The organism is Marinobacter sp. CHS3-4 (genome assembly GCF_030053415.1).
GTDB lineage: Bacteria > Pseudomonadota > Gammaproteobacteria > Pseudomonadales > Oleiphilaceae > Marinobacter.
Map to the genome: position 1 here is coordinate 186,737 of NZ_JASGBJ010000002.1, position 19,085 is coordinate 205,821.

15 protein-coding genes are annotated in these 19,085 nt (G+C 53.4%); 9 read left to right on the plus strand and 6 right to left on the minus strand.

All coding sequences use genetic code 11. The features are described from left to right. Nucleotides 1-62: 62 nt before the first annotated feature. Both QLQ17_RS08860 and QLQ17_RS08865 read right to left on the minus strand, forming a co-directional pair. Nucleotides 63-578 carry a 2,4'-dihydroxyacetophenone dioxygenase family protein gene (locus QLQ17_RS08860; RefSeq protein WP_283209226.1) on the minus strand — a complete coding sequence of 172 codons (516 nt, stop codon included), beginning with the start codon at nucleotides 576-578 and terminating at the stop codon, nucleotides 63-65. 135 nt (nucleotides 579-713) lie between these two features. Continuing rightward, entirely contained in the window at nucleotides 714-1,736 is a 1,023-nt protein-coding gene (locus tag QLQ17_RS08865; protein ID WP_283209227.1) for an AraC family transcriptional regulator, read from the minus strand. Nucleotides 1,737-2,063: 327 nt separating this feature from the next. On the opposite strand from QLQ17_RS08865, the gene QLQ17_RS08870 reads away from it, so the two are divergent. The 9 genes from QLQ17_RS08870 (at nucleotide 2,064) to QLQ17_RS08910 (ending at nucleotide 14,453) form a co-directional block, all read left to right on the plus strand. Further along, nucleotides 2,064-3,932, plus strand: coding sequence for a DUF1302 domain-containing protein (locus tag QLQ17_RS08870; RefSeq protein ID WP_283209228.1), 1,869 nt, complete (start codon nucleotides 2,064-2,066; stop codon nucleotides 3,930-3,932). Nucleotides 3,933-3,955: 23 nt separating this feature from the next. Next, nucleotides 3,956-5,308: a DUF1329 domain-containing protein gene (locus QLQ17_RS08875; protein ID WP_283209229.1), complete on the plus strand. Its 1,353-nt coding sequence runs from the start codon at nucleotides 3,956-3,958 to the stop codon at nucleotides 5,306-5,308. A gap of 70 nt (nucleotides 5,309-5,378) precedes the next feature. Further along, on the plus strand, nucleotides 5,379-6,335 hold the full coding sequence (locus tag QLQ17_RS08880; protein WP_283209230.1) for a YCF48-related protein: 957 nt from the start codon (nucleotides 5,379-5,381) through the stop codon (nucleotides 6,333-6,335). 4 nt (nucleotides 6,336-6,339) lie between these two features. Beyond that, nucleotides 6,340-8,766, plus strand: coding sequence for an efflux RND transporter permease subunit (locus tag QLQ17_RS08885; RefSeq protein WP_283209231.1), 2,427 nt, complete (start codon nucleotides 6,340-6,342; stop codon nucleotides 8,764-8,766). Nucleotides 8,767-9,104: 338 nt separating this feature from the next. Continuing rightward, on the plus strand, nucleotides 9,105-9,992 hold the full coding sequence (locus tag QLQ17_RS08890; protein ID WP_283209232.1) for an alpha/beta hydrolase: 888 nt from the start codon (nucleotides 9,105-9,107) through the stop codon (nucleotides 9,990-9,992). Further along, a complete protein-coding gene (locus QLQ17_RS08895; protein WP_283209233.1) occupies nucleotides 9,989-11,380 on the plus strand; it encodes a WS/DGAT/MGAT family O-acyltransferase in 1,392 nt (463 codons plus the stop codon). The genes QLQ17_RS08890 and QLQ17_RS08895 overlap by 4 nt, the downstream gene beginning before the upstream one ends. Continuing rightward, nucleotides 11,377-12,765, plus strand: coding sequence for a wax ester/triacylglycerol synthase family O-acyltransferase (locus tag QLQ17_RS08900; protein ID WP_283209234.1), 1,389 nt, complete (start codon nucleotides 11,377-11,379; stop codon nucleotides 12,763-12,765). The genes QLQ17_RS08895 and QLQ17_RS08900 overlap by 4 nt, the downstream gene beginning before the upstream one ends. A 94-nt stretch (nucleotides 12,766-12,859) precedes the next feature. After that, nucleotides 12,860-13,318 carry a TenA family protein gene (locus QLQ17_RS08905; RefSeq protein WP_283209235.1) on the plus strand — a complete coding sequence of 153 codons (459 nt, stop codon included), beginning with the start codon at nucleotides 12,860-12,862 and terminating at the stop codon, nucleotides 13,316-13,318. Beyond that, nucleotides 13,311-14,453: a GGDEF domain-containing protein gene (locus QLQ17_RS08910; RefSeq protein WP_283209236.1), complete on the plus strand. Its 1,143-nt coding sequence runs from the start codon at nucleotides 13,311-13,313 to the stop codon at nucleotides 14,451-14,453. The genes QLQ17_RS08905 and QLQ17_RS08910 overlap by 8 nt, the downstream gene beginning before the upstream one ends. 126 nt (nucleotides 14,454-14,579) lie before the next feature. On the opposite strand, the gene QLQ17_RS08915 is transcribed toward QLQ17_RS08910, so the two are convergent. The 4 genes from QLQ17_RS08915 to QLQ17_RS08930 form a co-directional block, all read right to left on the minus strand. Further along, a complete protein-coding gene (locus tag QLQ17_RS08915; RefSeq protein ID WP_283209237.1) occupies nucleotides 14,580-15,602 on the minus strand; it encodes an NAD-dependent epimerase/dehydratase family protein in 1,023 nt (340 codons plus the stop codon). A 22-nt stretch (nucleotides 15,603-15,624) separates the two neighbouring features. Beyond that, nucleotides 15,625-17,250 carry an AMP-binding protein gene (locus QLQ17_RS08920; protein ID WP_283209238.1) on the minus strand — a complete coding sequence of 542 codons (1,626 nt, stop codon included), beginning with the start codon at nucleotides 17,248-17,250 and terminating at the stop codon, nucleotides 15,625-15,627. 95 nt (nucleotides 17,251-17,345) lie between these two features. Beyond that, the gene (locus QLQ17_RS08925) at nucleotides 17,346-17,855 is read right to left on the minus strand and encodes a 2,4'-dihydroxyacetophenone dioxygenase family protein (protein WP_283209239.1); all 510 of its coding nucleotides are present in this window, start codon (nucleotides 17,853-17,855) and stop codon (nucleotides 17,346-17,348) included. A gap of 132 nt (nucleotides 17,856-17,987) precedes the next feature. Beyond that, nucleotides 17,988-18,998 carry a medium chain dehydrogenase/reductase family protein gene (locus QLQ17_RS08930; RefSeq protein WP_283209240.1) on the minus strand — a complete coding sequence of 337 codons (1,011 nt, stop codon included), beginning with the start codon at nucleotides 18,996-18,998 and terminating at the stop codon, nucleotides 17,988-17,990. Nucleotides 18,999-19,085: the final 87 nt, after the last annotated feature.

A 19,085-nucleotide genomic window follows, 5' to 3' on the forward strand; every position in this document is an offset into this window, starting at 1 on the left:
CGCGCAAGCCAACCAGTGAGACCGCTTCGGAGCCGGCAATAGCCGGCTCTTGCTACCCATTGTTAAAGTGAAACCATGTCAGCGTAGTCAGGGAAGGGCGCCTTGATGTATACGGAAGGCTTCAGGCCTCGATCTGCAATTGCCCCTTCGATCATGGCGATAATTGAACTTGCATCCATGGTGCTGTGGTAGTTGCCCTCGTCATCAAAATTCACGTTGGCACCCTGAACAACCATGACCATTTCTGTGACTTCAGAGTTGTCGGCTGGTACTTCAAGGGTATGAACGCTTCCGCCCGGCTCGAACAGGTAGGAACCAGCGATCTGAGGCTGATCTTTATGCTCTACGTAGTTCCAGCGGCCTGACAATGTCCACAAGTGAACGGTACCGGTGTGGTAATGGGTGGGCAGCTTTACGCCCGGTGCCATGTAGGCGCGAACAACCCAGGTGCCATTGCATGGGTCCAGCATTAGAGGCTGGACATCCAGGCCTGGCACGAGAATGTCTTTGTATATGGGCGAGTCTTTGACGTTAAGCGTCAGTAGTTCTGTGTTGCTTTGTACGGTGACGGGTAGCATGAGCTTCTCCTTCTGGTTTTGTTGTAACTGTCAGAAGTATCTTGTGCTTTGGGAGAAGCTCATGGTTTCTCTTTTCACGACAAAGATTTGATAATTAAACCTCGGTTTTTGCCGTTAAAGAGCCTAAGGTTTCGTTTATTTAGACAGGGCCAGTTCCTCTCTGATGGCCTTTGGAGACTTGCCGAACCAGCGAATGCAGGCACGGTTAAAAGAGCTCTGCTGACCGTAGCCAACGAGGCCAGCGACCTGACTGATTGGCATGTCGCCTTCTTTTAAATAATCCTCGGCCAACTCGCGTCGGATCTCTTCAACCATTTCCTCGAAAACAACGTCTTCTTTCTTGAGAGCCCTTTGCAGTGTTCTTTCACTGACGGCCATATGGCGGGCAATCAGAGAAATCGTGCATCTTCTTTCGGCGGGTAAGAGAGAAATGAGCAAAGAGCGCACGTTGTTCTTCAGCGAGTTCACCGTGCTGTCCATCTTGCTGGCCACGTATTCTTCCATGGTGTTCAAGATCACCGGGTCATGTGTTGGTATCGCCCGGTTAAGATCTTCGGCATCAATCAGAACGGCATTGGAGCGTGAATTGAAGGTAACCCGGTTATTAAAAACCGTTCTGTAACGAGCCGCCGGGCTGATGCGCGCATGCCGGAATTGCACCGGGAACGTTTTGTCATTTTGGCCAATAAGTACCCTCATCAGGCTAACCCCCACGAGTATCGACATCTCCACCGTTTGCGCCCTGACATGGCCCTGCGTAATCGAGATATCGAATGTCAATGCCCATTGACGGGCATCGTTGGTGGGCTCCAGGCTCAGCTGGATACTCGGGCTGTGGTACCAGATGTATTTCAAGACACCTGTCAGTGCCTCTCTCACTGTCGCTGAGTTTTGCGCAATGAGAGCAATGGGCCCCAGCACCGCCATTCCCTGCCTGACGCCGACCCTCAGGCCAAAATCAGGGCAGTCAAATTCCTCTGCCGCTTTCTCCATCAACTGGATCAGCGTGGGGTAGGGCATCATGTGTTTGGGATCGTCGATCATCTCCCTACGGAGATTGAAGTCGGCAAGGAATCTGTCCGGGTTTCCACCCAGCTCTTCAATGATTTCGGGAACGCCAAGCAGTGCTCGCGTTCGAAGAAGTGAGTTCTGGATCATCTGACTGCTCTTTTATTGTGATTCGACGGCGTCGATAGATGATTTTTTTAAGTCCAGCCTGCTGTTCCAGCGCAAAAACCGAACGCTTATCAGTCATTATTTTTTTTAATTTCCAGTGTTTTACCGGCCTGATTTTAGAGTAGATCAAATCCTGTTTTTTCTCTCATTTTTATTTTTCCCCATCTTTCCGACTGTCGTCAAAGGCTAAAAACCTGTCATTACAAACCAAACATCCCGTCGCGCCTCTTTTTAATACTAGTCACCGTCGAAATCGATAAAAACAAACAATCGTTCAGGCAACGCTAGTTGTCGACGGGAGATTCTCAAATGAACCGATATGCTTCTTTCAAGCTGAGCAGGCTTACCGCCAGCATCATTCTGGCTACGACAGTCACTGGCCTCTCTACGACTGCAAACGCGGTCCGTTTCGATGCAGGTGAGTGGGACGGCACACTTAACACAACCATTTCATTCGGCACCAGTTGGCGGATGCAGGAACCGGATCCTGGTCTCTATTCGGCGGCCAATGCCGCGGAAATCGGCGTTGAGCCCGGCACCGGTGGCAAGTCCGATGGCGGCAACCTGAACTATGCCAAGGGCGACCGCTTCTCCACCGTGGGCAAGTTCCTAACCGAGCTTTCTTTGCAAAAGGATTACATGGGTGCCCTGGTGCGGGTGAAAGGCTGGTACGACCAGGCGCTGGAAGACGAGGGTGTCCGTTTCGGCAACCAGGCAAATGGCTACGAGCAGGGTGAGCCGCTTTCGGATCGCGGTTACGACAATCTGCTGAAGTACTCCGGTGTCCAGCTGATGGACGCCTTCGTATACAACACCTGGGACATCAACTACATGCCCCTGCAGGTGCGTCTGGGCCGTCAGGTGGTGAACTGGGGCGAGAGCCTGTTCATCCAGGGCGTCAACCAGGGCATCAACCCCATTGACGTTCCTGCCTTCCGTCGTCCCGGCACCGAGCTTCGTGAAGTGCTGCTGCCCAGCAACATGTTGTACGCCAACTTCGGTTTTGGCGGCGGTGCATCGCTGGAAGCCTACTATCAGTTTGAGTGGCAAAACTCTCCGGTCGAGGGCTGCGGCCACTACTGGGCGGTGACCGAGGCTGCAATTTCCCCAGATGTGCCCGGCTGTGTCATGAATCCGGGTGTTGGTCCCGGCTCCAGTGCCGACGATCTGGCCAACGGTATCTACTATCCACAGGGCGAGCGCAACGACACTGACGACATGGGTCAGTTCGGTGTGGCACTGCGCTTCCCGGTGGATGCCATTGACGCCGAGGTTGGCCTCTACGGTATCAACTGGCACGCGAAGTTTCCGGTTCTCCTAATTAACACCGGTAGCGGCTTTGGCTCCACCACCGACATCACTGGTGGATCATTCAATGGCGTTCCCACGAAGAATTTTGAGGCGGCCGGTCTGACCCCCGGCGATGTGTCCTGGTATTACCCGGAAGATATCCAAACCTATGGCATCAGCGTGGCCGCCAATATAGCCAGCTGGTCGGTGGGAGCGGAGTTGACGCATACCGTCGATCTGCCAGTGGTTCTCAACGGTGGTGACCTGGTTGCAGGTGCGGCTGCGGGCGTTGGCCCAATGGGCCAAGTTTTTACCAACGCTGGCGCCAACGCCAACGTCAAGGGTTATGACCTTTTCGACAAGACCCAGTTCCAGATCAACGGCCTGAATCTGTGGTCGAACGTGCTGGGCGCCCAGACCGCGTTGCTGATCGCCGAGGTTGGCTTCCAGTACGGCGGTGATATTCCAGATTCGTTCACCGGCCGGCGCTATGGCCGGGGCTTCACGTTCGGGCTGGGTCAGCATGCTGACGTTGCTGGCGGAGCCAACACCTGTTTGGCTCCAAATGCCTCCCCCGAAGGCTGCAAGAACGATGGTTACGTCACCGATTTCTCGTGGGGTTATCGGGTCCGTGGCTCCCTGGACTATCAGAACCCGTTCGGCTTAGGAATGCTGGTTCAACCCTCCCTTTTCGTTGGTCATGACGTGAAAGGTAATGCGCTTGACGGACAGTTCAGAGAAGGCCGGATTTCTGTCGCTGCGGGCACCGACTTCACCTACCTGAAGAAGCACAAGTTCGGCTTTAACTACGCCTACTTTGCCGATGTTGATTACAACGATCTGCGCGACCGCGACTTTGCATCTGTTAACTACAGCTACACGTTCTAAAACAAAAAACTGAGGTATTGATCATGCGAATTTTCAACACAACCGTATCGAAGGCAGTCACTCTGTCTGCCGCCTTTGCAATCGCAGGCCCGGCCTTTGCCGACCTCACTGCGGAGCAGGTTGCCAAACTGGGCAGCGAGCTGACCCCGATTGGCGCTAACCCGAATGCCAACGAAGACGGCACCATCCCGGCCTGGACGGGCGGTCTGAAAACGCCTCCCGAGGGTTGGGACCCAGAGCAGGGCTATATTGATCCGTTCCCCGGTGACCAGGTGAAGTTCACCATCACCCGCGAGAACATGGACCAGTACCGTGACAAGCTGAGTGCTGGCCAGATCGCGCTGCTCGAGAAGTATGACAACTTCAAGATGCCGGTCTACCAGACCCGTCGTACCGCAACGCTTCCCCAGGAAGTGTTTGAAGAGGTCAAGGAAAAGGCGCCAAGTGTTGAGCTGAACGGTTTTGGTATCAAAAACCTGAATGGCGTAAACGTGCCTTTCCCGATTCCGGAAAATGGCCTTGAAGCCATCTGGAACCACAACGTGCGCTACCTTGGCGGCGGCGTAAAGCGGAACTACCACTGGTTCCCGGTTCGCGGCAATGGCGATTACTACAAAGTCGGTTTCAACGAGAAGCGAATCTTTGATGAAAACATGGACCGTCAGTCCGAAAATCGCCTGTTGAACTACATTGCCGAGTTCACTGCGCCGCCCACTCTGGAAGGGACTATTCAGCTGGTTCACGAGCCGATCGATCAGGTTGAAGAGACCCGTTCAGCTTGGATTTACAACGTCGGTCAGCGTCGTGTGCGTCGCGCCCCGGATCTTGCCTACGACAACGCCAACGACGGTACTGAAGGTCTGCGTACGACGGACCAGTTTGACGCCTACAACGGTGCGCCTGACCGCTACAACTGGGAGCTGGTGGGCAAAAAGGAAATCTATGTTCCTTACAACACCTATAAGCTGAGCGACAAGTCCATCAATTACGAGGAAATCCTGCAGGAGAACACCATCAACGCGGACCTCGTGCGCTATGAGCTGCACCGGGTATGGGTCGTTGAGGCAAAGCTGCGTGACGACAGCAGCCACATCTATGGTAGCCGTACCTTCTACCTGGATGAGGACTCTTGGACCGTACTGCTTGAAGACGCCTATGACACTCGTGGCGACCTGTGGCGCGTTGGTGTGCATGGCCTTGTTCAGTTCTACGATGCACAGGTCCCCTGGTATCGCTTTAACCTGTGGCATGACCTGAACAACGGCGCCTACATGGTTTCAAACCTTTCAAACGAGGTTGAGGAGCCCTGGGAGTTCGGCGCGACAGGACGCTACATCGAATTTCAGCCGGATGCGCTCCGCCGTCGCGGACGCTAAGTGACAGAGGCGGGGACTGCGGTTCTCGCCCCCTGTAACTCTCTGAATTCTCTGAACAGGTATTCCTCTCATGTTTACTTCAATATTTCGTGCGGGCACTGCCGCACTCATGCTTGGCTCGGCGTCTTTCGCCGCCTGGGGGGAAAAGCCACCCCTTGAGTACGATATTTCTCCTAAGCATGTGGCGATCTTCGATGTGGCCACAGATGGAGAGCAGAGTTTTGCTGCTGGTGAGAGGGGTGTTCTCCTTACTAGCAGTATCAGCAATCCCGGTTTCTGGAGCAGCATGCGTCTGCCAGTGACTCAGTCCATCATGGGGATTGCACTAGGTGAGGGCGACAACGCGGTTGTCGTTGGTCACGGCGGAACCATTCTTTTCACCGAAGACTCGGGTTTCACCTGGGAATCGGTGGATGTGTCTGAACATTCCCGCGGCGACCCCTTCATGGATGTTGCTTATCTTGGGAATGATCGTTATCTGGCCGTGGGAGCGTTCGGGCTGGTAATGAGCTCCGAAGATGGTGGCCATAACTGGTCCGCTACTACGATTTCTGAAGATTATTTTGATCGTCACCTTTATTCCGTCGCAAATGCCGGCACCGACTGGTTGCTGATCGGTGAGAGCGGATCACTTTTCGTCAGTGCTGATCAGGGTGATAGCTGGACGAAACTTGAGTCGCCCTATGAGGGTTCGTTTTTCGGTGGCATGGGCACACCTGATGGCGCGTGGTTGCTGTATGGCATGCGCGGACAGGTTTGGCGGTCGGAAGACCGTGGCCAGAGTTGGCAACAGAGCCAGACCGATACAAAGGTCGCCTTTAATGCCCACGAGACCAACAGCAACGGAGACATTTTGGTGTTTGGCAATGGTGGCCAGGTTCTGGTCAGTGAAGACGACGGCAAGACATTTGCTCCGGCAACCCGCACAGGGGTACCTGGCGATATTACTGCGGTTGCCCGCGTGAACGGTGAGCTGCTGGTGGGCAGCACTGCCGGCATCCGTTTGTGGCAGGAGCAGGGAGAATAAAACAATGACTACGACAACCAATCAACAAGGCGGTATTACCCGCAAGATGGCCCAGGTGATCCTGCGTCATCGCAAGATTCTGCTGGTGTTCATGGCGCTACTGACACTGGGCCTGGGTTATTCCGCCAGTAAGCTTCGCATTGAAGCCGGTTTCATGAAGATGATTCCGTTAAGCCACGAATACATGTCAGCGTTCCTGGACTACCAGGGCGAATTCGTTGGCGCCAACCGGATCATGGTGTCTTTGCGCAACGAAGAGGGCTCGGTCTTTGAGAAGGAATTTCTCGCGTCGCTGAAAAAGGCCACCGAGTCTGTCTTCTACCTTGACGGCGTCGAGCGTAGTTCGGTCACCTCGATGTTTACACCGAATGCCCGATACTCGGAAGTCGTTGAAGAGGGCTTTACGGGTGGCAACCTGATTGAAGCGGATTACTCGGGAACCGAGGAAGAGCTCAAGGAAATCCGTGAGCGCACGCTCAAATCAAACTGGGTAGGGCAGATTGTTTCCAACGATCTCCGGTCCGCCATGGTGGTCGCCACTCTGCAAGAGGTAGATCCCACAACCGGCGAGAAGATTGATCTACAGGAAGTCGCTAACAAGCTGGAAAACATCCGCTCAGAGCTTGAAACCGAAAACGTCACGGTAAACATCATCGGTTTCTCCAAAGCGATTGGCGATATTGCCAACGGTGCCCAGGGAGTTCTGGTGTTCTTTGCGGTGGCTTTTGTGATTATCGCGCTGCTGCTGTACTGGTACACCCGTTCAAAGCGCCTGACCGCGCTTACGCTGGTTACCGCTGCCGTTCCGGTGGTCTGGCTGCTGGGCTTGCTGCCATTGATTGGCATGAGCCTGGACCCGATGTCGATCCTGGTGCCTTTCCTGATCTTTGCGATCGCGGTTTCCCACGCGGTTCAGATGTGCAATGCCTGGAAGCTGGATGTAGTTCAGGGTGCTGACATTCGCACTGCCGCTGAAGACAGCCTGGCGCAGCTGATGATCCCGAGCGTGGTAGCCCTTGCGGCCAACGTTCTTGGCTTCCTCGTTATCGCCTTCGTGGATATTCAGATGGTGCACGAACTGGCCATTACCGCAACTCTGGGTGTTGGCGTGATGATTCTGACCAACTCCTTGTTGCTGCCTCCGATGCTTTCGATGACGAAGATGGACGAGCATGCTCTGGACCGTCTTACCAGCAAAGGTTCTCACTACTGGTTCTGGGAAAAGCTCAGTGTGCTGGCTACGACTCCAAAGGCCTATATCCCGGTCTTTTGCGCTCTGGCCCTGACCGGCTACGGCATCTATCAGGCTGACAAGATGCACGTGGGTGACCTCGGTGACGGTGTGCCCGAATTGCGCGACGATGCGCGCTACAACCAGGACGTTCGTGCGGTAACTTCCCAGTATTCGGTCGGCGTTGATGTCTTGCAGGTTATTGTTGAAGCCAAGGGCGACAACATGCCGTGCGTGCAGCCAAACATCATGCAGCAGGTTGAAGAATTTGAGCTTTTCCTGCGCCAGCAGCCGGGTGTGGCATCCATCGGCGCGCTGCCCGGTTTCGTGAAGGGAGTGACTCAGAATTACGCAGAAACCAGCCCGAAGTGGCATGTGGTGCCGGGTAACAAAGCCCAGGTGGCGCAGGGTGTCGCGTTCGCGACACGTAATGGCAGCACCATGATGAATGCCGATTGCGACGCCATGGCCATCTCGGTCTTCCTGACCGATCACAAGGCCGAGACCATCTCGACGATCGTTGCCGCAGTGAAATCTTTCAAGTCTGTGTATGACAACGATGAGCTGACCTACCGCCTGGCATCGGGCAACGTGGGTGTTATGGCGGCCACCAACGAGGCCGTGACAGCTGCAAACCCGTGGGTTAACGGCGCGCTGTTCATGGCCGTAACGTTGCTGTGTCTGGCCATGTTCCGCAGCTTGAAAATCAGTCTGTGCATCATTCTGCCACTGGCGCTGGTTACCCTGTTGTGTAACGCCTTCATGTCACTGCTGGGCATTGGCCTAAAGGTAAACACTCTGCCGGTCATTGCACTGGGCGTGGGTAGTGGTATCGACTACGGCATCTATCTGTTCGAGCGCATGAAGTCCGAGCTCGACCGTGGTGCGAGCGTCCAGCAGTCATTTTACGAGGCACTCAAGCAACGCGGCACAGCCTCTGCGTTCACCGCTCTCACCATGACAGTGTCTGTAGCGACCTGGTACGTCTCAGCGCTCAAGTTCCAGGCAGACATGGGCATCTTGCTGGCGTTTATGTTCCTGGTGAATCTGTTCGGAGCAATCCTATTGTTGCCGGCGATCGCAGCGTTGTTGTTCCGTGACCGAAAAGCGCCAAAAGCAGTTGCGGACGCAACCACCAACGAGGAAAAGCAATATTCAGGCAACGCTCCGAGCTTTCAGGAAGCGAATGCCACGCACTGATTAAGACCCCAGGTCTTCCTCTGGAAACGATTTGGCCTCTCAGCCTAGAGAGAGTTTCCAGACCTTTCGCCACCCTCTCCCCGGGGGTGGCCTTTTTATTTCTGGCTGTTCGACATGTCGATGTCATGAAATGGCAAGAAGCTGACACATGATGAGAATCCGGGTTGTTGTGAATTTCGGCATGATCGTGTGATGGAAATTCATGACACGGGACACACCGAATGGACAGCAGCAACCTCTCAACACGATTTTCAAAAAGCTATTTAAGGCTCTCATTGAAATCAAGGTGGGCGGTTATTCTTGTCCGCTTGATCTTGCGACCCTTGCTGGCGTTCATCATGGCAGGTAAAGAAAAGCGTATAGCTTGGGGTCAGACACTGTTTGCAGGCCGATTCCCGAAAGAGGGCATTGCCGACTGCGAATACGATTTCTGGGGTGAAAACGGCGCTCGCATTCCTGGCCATGTCCTCGGAAAACCATTTTCGGGAGGGGAGGCGCCGGTCGTTCTCTGGCTCCATGGCGGAGCTTTCTTCTTGCCAGCCATGCCAGAAGGTCACCTCAAGTTTGCGCGCAGGCTTTGTGATGACCTATCAGCAAGCGCGTTTGTTCCAGATTATCGCCTTGCGCCTGCACATCCTTATCCGGCAGGGCTTGATGACTGTGAAGCCGCTTACCGATTACTGCTTGAGAGCGGGGTACCAGCCTCTTCGATTGTCATCGGCGGTGAGTCTGCCGGTGGCAACCTGACGGTGAGCCTGCTTTATCGAATTCGTCGCAAGGGATTGCCCATGCCTTCCTGCGCGGTTGCCGTTTCTCCCGCGCTGGACCTCAGTCGGCAGCATGGCTTCCCTGCGAGATCCCTGAATGCGAGGCGGGAGGCGATGCTGCCAGTCGCCTCTCTCTCTGTCGCGTTGAGCTGGTATCTCGGGGGTGCTGATGCCACGGATCCGGAGGTGTCTCCGCTGTACGGAGACTGCAAGGGGCTTATTCCGATGCTGGTATTTGCGAGTGAAGACGAAATTTTAAGGGACGACAGCATTGCCTTTGGAAATCGGTTAAGTGCTGCTGGCGTCAGAACCGAACTGGCCATCTGGCCACACTTACCCCACGCGTTCCCGCTGCTGGAAGACTGGTTTGCTGAAGCCTCTGAGGCCAGACAGCAGATATGCACTTTCATCGGGGAGCACCTCGGTAATAACAATCAAAAGCGCGGTACAGAATCATGAGCTTTGCAAAAAAAATGCTGCCTATGGATGCAGCTTTCGTTCAGATGGAAACGCCGAACACCCCGATGCATGTGGCGGGTTTAATGGTGTTCGAATTGCCTGAAAAGGCTGGTCGCAACTTTATTGCGAAACTGGTTGAGGATTGGCGAAACGAGACTCGGATCCAGGCACCCTGGAACCAGAAGCTGGTGTCGCCTTCACGCTGGCAATTAGCCCCAAGCGTGAAAACAAGCCATGACCCTGATCTTGAATACCACGTTCGCCATTTGTATTTGCCCAAGCCCGGTGGGCAGCGCGAGCTGGGGCAGCTGGTTGCCCGTTTGCACAGCCAGCCGATGGATTTCCGCAAGCTGCTGTGGGAATGCTTCATTATTGAAGGTTTGGCAGACAACCAGTTTGCGATATACATGAAAATCCACCATTCGATCGTGGATGGCGTCAGCGCCAGTTCTTTGCTGATGAATGGTCTCTCAGACAAGGCGTCGGACAAAAAGACACCTCCTTTCTGGATTCATCAAGCCCCGCCCAAGCCTTTCAGTAAGGTGCCGCTTGGCATCCCGACTCCAGAGGCGGCATTTAAGACGGTTAGAAATGTTGTGCGTCTGTTTACCAGAAGAGACGATCTGACAACCTTCCGTTCAACACCAAACACACCGCTGAATGGCTTGATTGGCGCACAGCGTCGGTTTGCTACGCAGAGCTTTGAGTTGGATCGAATCAAAGCGGTTGCAAAGAAAGGCGGCGTAACCATCAATGATGTAGTTCTATGCCTGGTGGGCGGCACCCTGCGAAAGTACTTGCACAGCATTACTGCGCTGCCTTCCGAGAGCCTGACGGCTGCCATTCCCATTTCTCTGCGTGCGGAAGAGGATAAGAGTGCCGGTAATGCGATTGGCATGATTTTCAGCATTATGGGCACCAATATTGCCGATCCGGTGGTTCGTCTGGAAAAGATCAGCGAATCCACTGAGTCCGCAAAGGAACAGGTCTTGGGTCTGTCACCGGAAATGCGTGTTCCCTACTCAATGGCCAGCATGGGCACCCATATTATCCGGATGATGACAGGCCAATCGGGTAAGAGATCTCCTCTCTTCAATACCGTCGTTTCCAACGTGCCCGGTGGTAAGAGTGATAAGTATCTGCGTGGCGCACGCCTGGTTAATGTTTACCCGGCCAATATTGTGTTCCCCGGTATGGCCGTTAGCTTCACCTTCTACAGCCATGCAGGAACTCTGAATCTGGGAATCACTGCCTGCCGCGATACCGTACCGCACATGCAAAAGTTGGCGGTTGGTATGGAGGATGCCCTGTGCGAGCTAGAGGAACGACTTGCCGACATTGAACCAAAAAACAAACCTTCAGAAGCAAGAAAGGAGGCTGCAAAATGACGCTCAGAAAAATGCCACTGTTAGACGCCGCCTCGCTTCAGCTGGATGGTAAGAACATGCCCATGCACATTGCGGCTTTGATGACCTTCGAGTACCCGGAATCACTGGACAAGGATGACCGCAAAACATTTATCAATGAGCTCATCGAACGTTGGCGAGAAGAGCCGAGGGTAGAGTATCCCTGGAATCAGGTACTGACCAGGCCAACCCGATGGCAGCTCAGGCCGGTAACCCGTGAAATCTATTCGTTGGATCTTGAGTACCACCTGCGTCACTGGTCATTGCCATCGCCCGGTGGCGAGCGGGAACTCGGGCAGATGATCGCATGGCTGCATGAGCAAAAAATGGACCTGGAAAAGCCGTTATGGGAAGTCCATATGATCGATGGACTTTGCGAAAGCCGGTTTGCTGTTTATGTGAAGATTCACCATTCGTTGGTGGATGGTGTAAGCGGCAGCAGCCTGGTTGTTAATAGTCTATCCAGCGATATTGAATCACTGACAACGCCGATTTGGGCAAAGAAGCAGCACGATGGTGGAGAGAAGAAAGTTGCCCCTAAATCCATCATGGACGCGGAAATGCCAACGATGGATGACGTTAAGAAAGTCGTTAATGAGGTCAAGGAAGGATTTTCAGCTTCCCAAAAGCTACGGAGTCATTCGTCTTCTGGCCTGACCACCTTCAAAGCGACACCGGATTGCATACTGAACGGTCGAATTGGTCCGCACCGTCGAGTTGCTACTCAGAGTATTGAGTTGGACCGCCTGAAGAAGTTGGCAAAAAAGGCGGAAGCTACTGTCAACGATGTGGTCCTGGCTATTGTGGGTGGTGCTTTGCGTGAATATTTGATTGATGCCAATGCGCTGCCCGAAGACTCGCTGACGGCTGCCTTGCCAGTGTCGACTCGCAAACCGGGTGATACGTCGATTGGCAACCAGGTAACCATTATGTACGGAAGTCTGGGTACCAATGTGGCGGACCCGGCTATGCGTCTTCAATACGTTAAGCAATCGACGAAGGCGGGCAAGTCCATGTTGAGTGAGCTATCACCCAATGCAGTGAATGCCTACTCCTTATTCTCAACCGGGCCCTTCCTATCGACGGTAATGCTTGGGTTGAACAAGTCGCCGAAGCATCTGTTCAATACGACCATATCAAACGTACCGGGATTGAGAGAGCCGAAATACCTGGATGGCGCGAAGCTTCTCCACGTTTTCCCGGTCAGCCTGATCATGCCTGGGCTGCCCCTGAACTTCACGTGTGTGAGTCACGAGGATCACCTGAACTTCGGCATCGTTGCGTGTCGGGACCGGGTGCCTCATGTGCAACGTCTGGCGGTGGCTTTGATGTGCTCAATGGAGGAGCTCGAAAAGCACATCCTTTGACTCATAGAAAGAAAGTAATTGGCTACACTGGAGAAGTGGGGTTTCCCGCTTCTCTAGCCATTGATTCTTTCTATTCATCACGCTTGGACAAGCCATGCCTTTTAAATTCGAAGACCTGAAAGCCAGCTGCCCTGATGATTGGCGAGCCTATATTCAACAAGAGTGGGGCATTTCGGAAGGGGAGCTTGCCAACCTCGATGAGTCCCGAGCCTCCATGGCGTATACTCGCTACGTGTTGGACGCGGGCAGTCGCGGTGATCTGCTGAATCTTCATGTTGCTCTCTCGCCCTGTATGGTGGGTTATGGAGAGGTAGCGAACTGGCTTAATAGTCGGTCTGAAACCGTTCGCGGCGAAAAGAATCCCTACAATGCCTGGATTGCGATGTATGAGAGCGATGAATTTCAGGAAGCCATGCGCGCAGAGCTGAACTGGCTCGATAAACACCTTGCTGACGTTTCGGAATCCGGCTTTCAACAGCTGACAAAGATATTTCGGGATGCAACCCGGTTGGAAATTGATTTCTGGGCAATGGGGTTGCAACTGAGTGATTGACAAGACGTTGGACTCAAGCCTGCTCGTTAATGCGCTTTTCGTGCTGATGTTCACGGCTGTCCTGTCATTTCTCATCATCAGTCGCAAAATCAGATCAGACGAATTTGATGCGGAATCGTCGAGATTCTACTGGATATATTTCCTATGCGCGCTCGTGGGGTGGGGTGTTCTCTGGATCAAAGAGACTCTGGGTGTTGTCTCTGACTTTCGTCTTTCCGTTTTCCTGTACGTCGGTGTCACTGGCATTCTGGTGATGGCGGTTCTTTCGCAACGAGAACGGCTGTGTTGCAGGGTGGTAGCGATCGTTGTGCACCTTGCAGTTGGCCTGTTGGCTTTCTTTATCAGCAGTAATCTGGACCTGTTGCTGCTTGCCTCCGGAGCAAGCATGGTTTCCTACAGCATAATTTCTGTGATTTCGTTTAAACGAGCCGCCGTCGAGAACAATCTCGGTCACTCGATCATTGGCTTTGCCGCACTGCTGGTGGGGATCGCAGCTCCTTTTCAGATCTACCAGGTGGTCTTCAGGGATAACTTCGAGCAGGGATTTGCCATCCTCTTTATGGCAACGACTTCGGGTTTTGTTCTGGTTGGGATTGGCTATTTGAGTTCTGTACTGGTTCGTGATCGGCAAAAGCTGACTGAATTCGCCCTGATGGACCCTCTCACTGGGCTCCATAATCGACGTGGCTTGACGCTGTCAATGGATGTGACACTGAATCAGGCCAGTCGCCACGACAGAAAGGTGAGTGTCATCGTTGCCGATATCGACCACTTCAAAAAAATCAACGACCGGCACGGGCATGATGCGGGTGATTCAGTGCTCAGGGCCTTCAGTGAGTCGTTAAAGAGGGAGTCTCGAGAGGGGGATGTTTGCGCGCGACTGGGCGGAGAAGAGTTTGCGCTGGTTCTGCCCGAGACCGATGCTGCAAGCGCCAGCGCTGTTGCCGAGAGAATCCGATCGACGGTGGCAAGCTCGCAAGTCACTTTCAAAAACCAATCGATTTCGATTACGTCCAGTTTTGGGGTGGCGACACATGCCGGTCAGATCAACCTTGAGTCCTTGTTTGCGGACGCAGACATGGCGCTGTACAAGGCAAAAAGCACAGGCAGAAACCAGGTCTGTGTTAATTCGTGATTGAAACTGGTCATAGTCCAAAGTTCTAGAATTGCTTAAACATTGTCGTATTGAAGGAAGCAACAATCCCTCTAAACGGCAGAGGGGGAGCTAACGCTCCCCCTCAATTCCTCACTCTTCTTTCTCTTATCCGATTTCGCCGATTTCTTTAAGCCATTCTTCTGAACGCTCAAGACCGTCTTTGAGCCTGACCTTCGGCTCCCACCCAAGCTGTTTACGGGCATTCTCGATCGAATAACCGCCTTTGCGGGCCCACATGCGCATGACGTCCGACGTGGTTTCATTCGGCCTGTTGAGTTTGCGATTCACCCACCAGATTCCATCTGTTAGCTTGAACGCGGCACTCAAAGGCATGCTTGGCGGGTTTCCTTTCTTACCGGCCCAGCGCCAGTGGTTAGAGAAAAACTCGCGACAGGTGACTTCTTCATCTCCCCAGAGAATGAAAATGCGGCCACTCCCGCTCTCCAATCCTGCGGCCAGAACAGTGCCATCGACCAGGTCATCAATATAGACCGGTGTGAAGATGCCTTTACCGCCATTCGGCAGGATCAATTTTCCAGCACGAGCCATTTCCAACGGCACGATCAGCCAGGGCCGTGACCCGGGTCCGTACACATCGCCGGGTCGTATGATCGTGCAGTCGATTTCACCAGCGGCATGAGCGGCAAGGACGGCGTGCTCGGATGCGCCTTTGGCGACGCCATATCGGTATTCTTCACCGATGGCTACGGGTGCCCTTTCATCTGCGCCCGGCTCGTAGTCCCAGCCCATTGCAGCGATGGAAGAGTAGTGAACAAAACGCTTTGCACCGCCGGCAATGGCAACGTCCAGAGAATTTCGGACACCTGCAAGTGACACGTCCTTATAGGCTTGCCAGTCACCGGCAAGGGAAACCAGAGAGGCAATGTTCAGAAACAGATCGCATCCCTTGGCGTGATCCCTCCAGGCTTCTGGCTTGGTTAAATCGCCGGCGATGACGTTGCGGGATTCATCCGCGACCAGGTCCATACCGCGAACTTCGCAGCCCAGGTCCTGGTACCGTTCATAGAGCTTCCGACCAATAAAGCCGGAAGCACCGGTGATAAACACTTTCTTTGGAAGCTCAGGCGTTTGCCCTTTGCTGCCCTTGGGAAGAGTTGACGTACTCATGATCAAATCCTTAACTTATCTGTTAGCGCAATTCGCGGCGCAGTATTTTGCCGACGTTGGACTTTGGTAACTCGTCCAGAACGATGACTTCTTTGGGCACCTTGTAAGCCGCCAGGTTCGCTCGGCAGTACTCGGTAACAGCGTCAACATCAAGGTCACCTTTGCCGGAAGGCGCAACGTACAGTTTTACCCGCTCGCCCGTTTTCTCGTCTGGGGCGCCGACACAGGCGGCCTCGGCAATAGCCTCCAATTCACAAGCTACGCTTTCGACTTCATTCGGATAAACGTTGAAGCCTGAAACAATCAACATATCCTTCTTGCGGTCAACGATTTCGAACTGACCGTTTTCGTGCATTACGGCAACATCGCCTGTGCGGAAGTACCCGTCGCTGGTGAAAGACTCAGCGTTGGCATCCGGCCGGTTCCAGTATCCCTTCATCACCTGCGGGCCCTTGGCGCAAATTTCGCCCGGCTCGCCGGCGGGTTGAATTTCTCCGTTTTCACCAAGAATCTTCACGTCAGTTGAAGGGACGGGGTAGCCAACCGTGCCACTGAAACTCTTTTCGCCCATCAGATTAAGGGTCAGGATTGGCGCGGTTTCAGACAGACCAAACCCTTCAAGAATGTCGTTGCCTGCGAATTTCTTCCAACGTTCTGAGGTGCTGGCAAAGATCTTTGAACCGCCGCCAAATGCAACCTTGTAAGCCGAGAAATCTACGTTCTCGAATTCAGGATGCATGGTCATACCGGCGAATAAGGTGTTCACGCCGCCCATAATCGAGAACTTGGCGTTTTTGATGGTATTGATAAAGCTATCCATGTCTCGAGGGTTCGGGATCAGAATGGCCTTTGAGCCAATCGCCGCATATGCGACGTAAATCATCAGGCCAAAGATGTGATACATCGGCAGTGCGAGAATCAAAATCTCTTTGCCTGGCTCGTTTGCGTCGGGTACGAAGGCCTTGAACTGCTCGGTGTTGGCAATCAGATTGCGGTGAGTCAGCGTTGCGCCTTTTGAAGGACCCGTAGTGCCGCCGGTGTATTGAAGAAAGAGAACATCTTCGCCATGAATCTCAACGGCTTCAGGCGAAGCCCCTTCATATTTGCTCAATACATCGGCGAGTTTCAGGGTGTCTCCCAGGTTGTCCGCCAAGGGCGGGGCAGGGATGTCTGGGTTAACGCCATCCCCTGGACCAACCGTGATGACATTCTGGATCTCTGTTTTTTCGCGCACAGCTGCGAGGGCAGCGGTGGAACCGGTATAGATAAAGATGTGTTGGGACCCAGAGTCGTTCAGCTGGTGTTCCAGTTCTCTGGGCGTGTACAGCGGGTTAACATTGACCTGAATTGCGCCGGTTTTCAGGATGCCCAGCATCGCAATCGGATAAGCAAAGAGGTTTGGTAACATGATTGCGACACGGTCACCTTTTTTCACGCCACACTCTTTCTGCAAAAACGCGGCGACCGCGTTGCCGGCGTCATCAAGCTGCTTGTAAGTCATAGTCGCGCCGAAACATTCGAGAGCGACATGGTCTGGATACTGCTCAACCGATGACTCGAACAGCTGAGTTACCGATTCATACTTATCAGCGTCGATAGTGTGGGGGACGTTTTCAGGGTAATTATTTAGCCAGGGCTGAATTGTCATATAATCGCTCTCCCGGAATCCTTTAAAAAGGGGCCGACTAACTCGGCCCCTATGAAAAAGTTGTAATAAAGGTTATTGGGCTCGGAAATCGCTAGTTAGAGCTTATTCGCGTGACCCACCTGAGGCGCACGAATGTACACAGCTGGCTCAAGTCCGCGCTCTTTGATGGCTTCTTCAATCATGGCAATAATTGAGCTTGCATCCATCGTGCTGTGGTACTCGCCGTTCTCATCAAAGTTGATGTTGGCGCCCTGAACAATCATCAGAGTCTCGGTGGGTTCTTTGTTATCTGCAGGAACTGAGAAAGTGTGTACGCTTCCGCCCGGCTCGAACAGATAGCTTCCGGCAGTTTGGGGCTGGTCAGGATGCTCAACGTAATTCCAACGTCCAGACAGGGTCCAGAGGTGAACCGTGCCAGTGTGATAGTGCGTTGGCAGAATAACGCCAGGCGCAAACCAAACGCGCAGTGTCCATACTCCGTTTGTTGGGTCCAGGAATAGGGGCTGTACATCAACGCCCGGAACCAGAATATCTTTGTAAATGGGGGAATCTTTGACGTTCAGAGTCAGAAGGTTCTCGTTGTCTTGAATAGTAATTGGCAACATGATGCTCCACCTTTTTTTTTGTCGTTAGTGACCATGAATATGGTGACTGACAATGGAAACAACATTTTTCGCCTTTCACGCCAAAGAATTTACAGATTGCACCTCGAACTCAGCCACTGAGCCTTTTTATCTTCATTGGCCCCCAATCATTAGCACAACTTTGCCTTTAGCCTGGCCACTGTCCAGAAGCTCATGAGCCTTCAAACCCTCTTCCAGCTTCATTCTATGGCTGACTTCAGGGCTGATCTTTCCCTCGGAAAGCCATTGGAAAAGGGTCAATAGATCTTCTTTAAACCAGTCGTGGTGCTTCCTATGCCAGGCGCCAATGGAATAAAACGCAGTGGAGGGCAGCCATGGCAACAAGTCCCACAAACTGACTCGTAAGAAGTCTTTTATTAAATCGGCCGACGAGGTTGAATTGTATGAGCCGTAGGCAACAAGCGTCCCATGGTTTGCGATCACTTTAAGGGAGCGCTTGAAGTGGTCTGTGCCCATGGCGTCGAATACCGCGTTGACACCCTTTGGGGCGTAAGACTTCATCCGGAGAACAAAGTCCTCCTTCTTATAGTCGATTGGCTCGCAACCCAGGTCCCGCAGGCGATCGTGATGCGAACCTGAGGCTGTCCCGTACATCTTCAGCTTCATTGCCGCTCCAAGTCGCACCAGTGCGTTTCCGACAGCACCTCCGGCACCGTGGATGAGGACACTGTCGCCCGCCTGGACTTTGGCCAACCGGGTCAGCATTTGAAAGGCGGTTACGTAGCTTAGGATCAGAGACAGGGCGTCAACGTCGTCAAGGCCGTCTGGAACCCGAACCAGTTGTTTGGCGTCGAGAATCATGTACTCCGAATAAGCGCCCAGGATAGTCAGTTCGGCAACCTTATCGCCTTCGGCAAGATTGTCTACGCCGCCACCCACTTTATCGACAACCCCAATCATGTCGTAGCCCAGCGTAATAGGGGGCTTTTGCTTCACGTCCGGATAGATGCCGCGTCTTATCAACGTGTCTGTATAAGCGGCGCTGCATGCCAGAACTTTTACGCGGGCCTCGCCAGACCCCGGCTCTGGAATCTCCGCAATGTTTTCAACCTTTAGAACATCCGGCCCCCCAAACTCATACAAGGTCACCTTTTTGTAGGGCATATCTTGTTAATCCCAGCTGGCCAAAAAATAGTCGTCATTTTACCCAGGAGGTAATCGCCGCAGGGATTGCCTGATGCGAGCATAGAA

What these genes read in the sequence shown, in the direction of transcription:
- QLQ17_RS08915 (WP_283209237.1), bottom strand. Translation starts at nt 15,602, where the DNA reads ATGAGTACGTCAACTCTTCCCAAGGGCAGCAAAGGGCAAACGCCTGAG.
- QLQ17_RS08865 (WP_283209227.1), bottom strand. Translation starts at nt 1,736, where the DNA reads ATGATCCAGAACTCACTTCTTCGAACGCGAGCACTGCTTGGCGTTCCC.
- QLQ17_RS08905 (WP_283209235.1), top strand. Translation starts at nt 12,860, where the DNA reads ATGCCTTTTAAATTCGAAGACCTGAAAGCCAGCTGCCCTGATGATTGG.
- QLQ17_RS08895 (WP_283209233.1), top strand. Translation starts at nt 9,989, where the DNA reads ATGAGCTTTGCAAAAAAAATGCTGCCTATGGATGCAGCTTTCGTTCAG.
- QLQ17_RS08860 (WP_283209226.1), bottom strand. Translation starts at nt 578, where the DNA reads ATGCTACCCGTCACCGTACAAAGCAACACAGAACTACTGACGCTTAAC.
- QLQ17_RS08880 (WP_283209230.1), top strand. Translation starts at nt 5,379, where the DNA reads ATGTTTACTTCAATATTTCGTGCGGGCACTGCCGCACTCATGCTTGGC.
- QLQ17_RS08930 (WP_283209240.1), bottom strand. Translation starts at nt 18,998, where the DNA reads ATGCCCTACAAAAAGGTGACCTTGTATGAGTTTGGGGGGCCGGATGTT.
- QLQ17_RS08875 (WP_283209229.1), top strand. Translation starts at nt 3,956, where the DNA reads ATGCGAATTTTCAACACAACCGTATCGAAGGCAGTCACTCTGTCTGCC.
- QLQ17_RS08925 (WP_283209239.1), bottom strand. Translation starts at nt 17,855, where the DNA reads ATGTTGCCAATTACTATTCAAGACAACGAGAACCTTCTGACTCTGAAC.
- QLQ17_RS08885 (WP_283209231.1), top strand. Translation starts at nt 6,340, where the DNA reads ATGACTACGACAACCAATCAACAAGGCGGTATTACCCGCAAGATGGCC.
- QLQ17_RS08900 (WP_283209234.1), top strand. Translation starts at nt 11,377, where the DNA reads ATGACGCTCAGAAAAATGCCACTGTTAGACGCCGCCTCGCTTCAGCTG.
- QLQ17_RS08870 (WP_283209228.1), top strand. Translation starts at nt 2,064, where the DNA reads ATGAACCGATATGCTTCTTTCAAGCTGAGCAGGCTTACCGCCAGCATC.
- QLQ17_RS08920 (WP_283209238.1), bottom strand. Translation starts at nt 17,250, where the DNA reads ATGACAATTCAGCCCTGGCTAAATAATTACCCTGAAAACGTCCCCCAC.
- QLQ17_RS08890 (WP_283209232.1), top strand. Translation starts at nt 9,105, where the DNA reads ATGGCAGGTAAAGAAAAGCGTATAGCTTGGGGTCAGACACTGTTTGCA.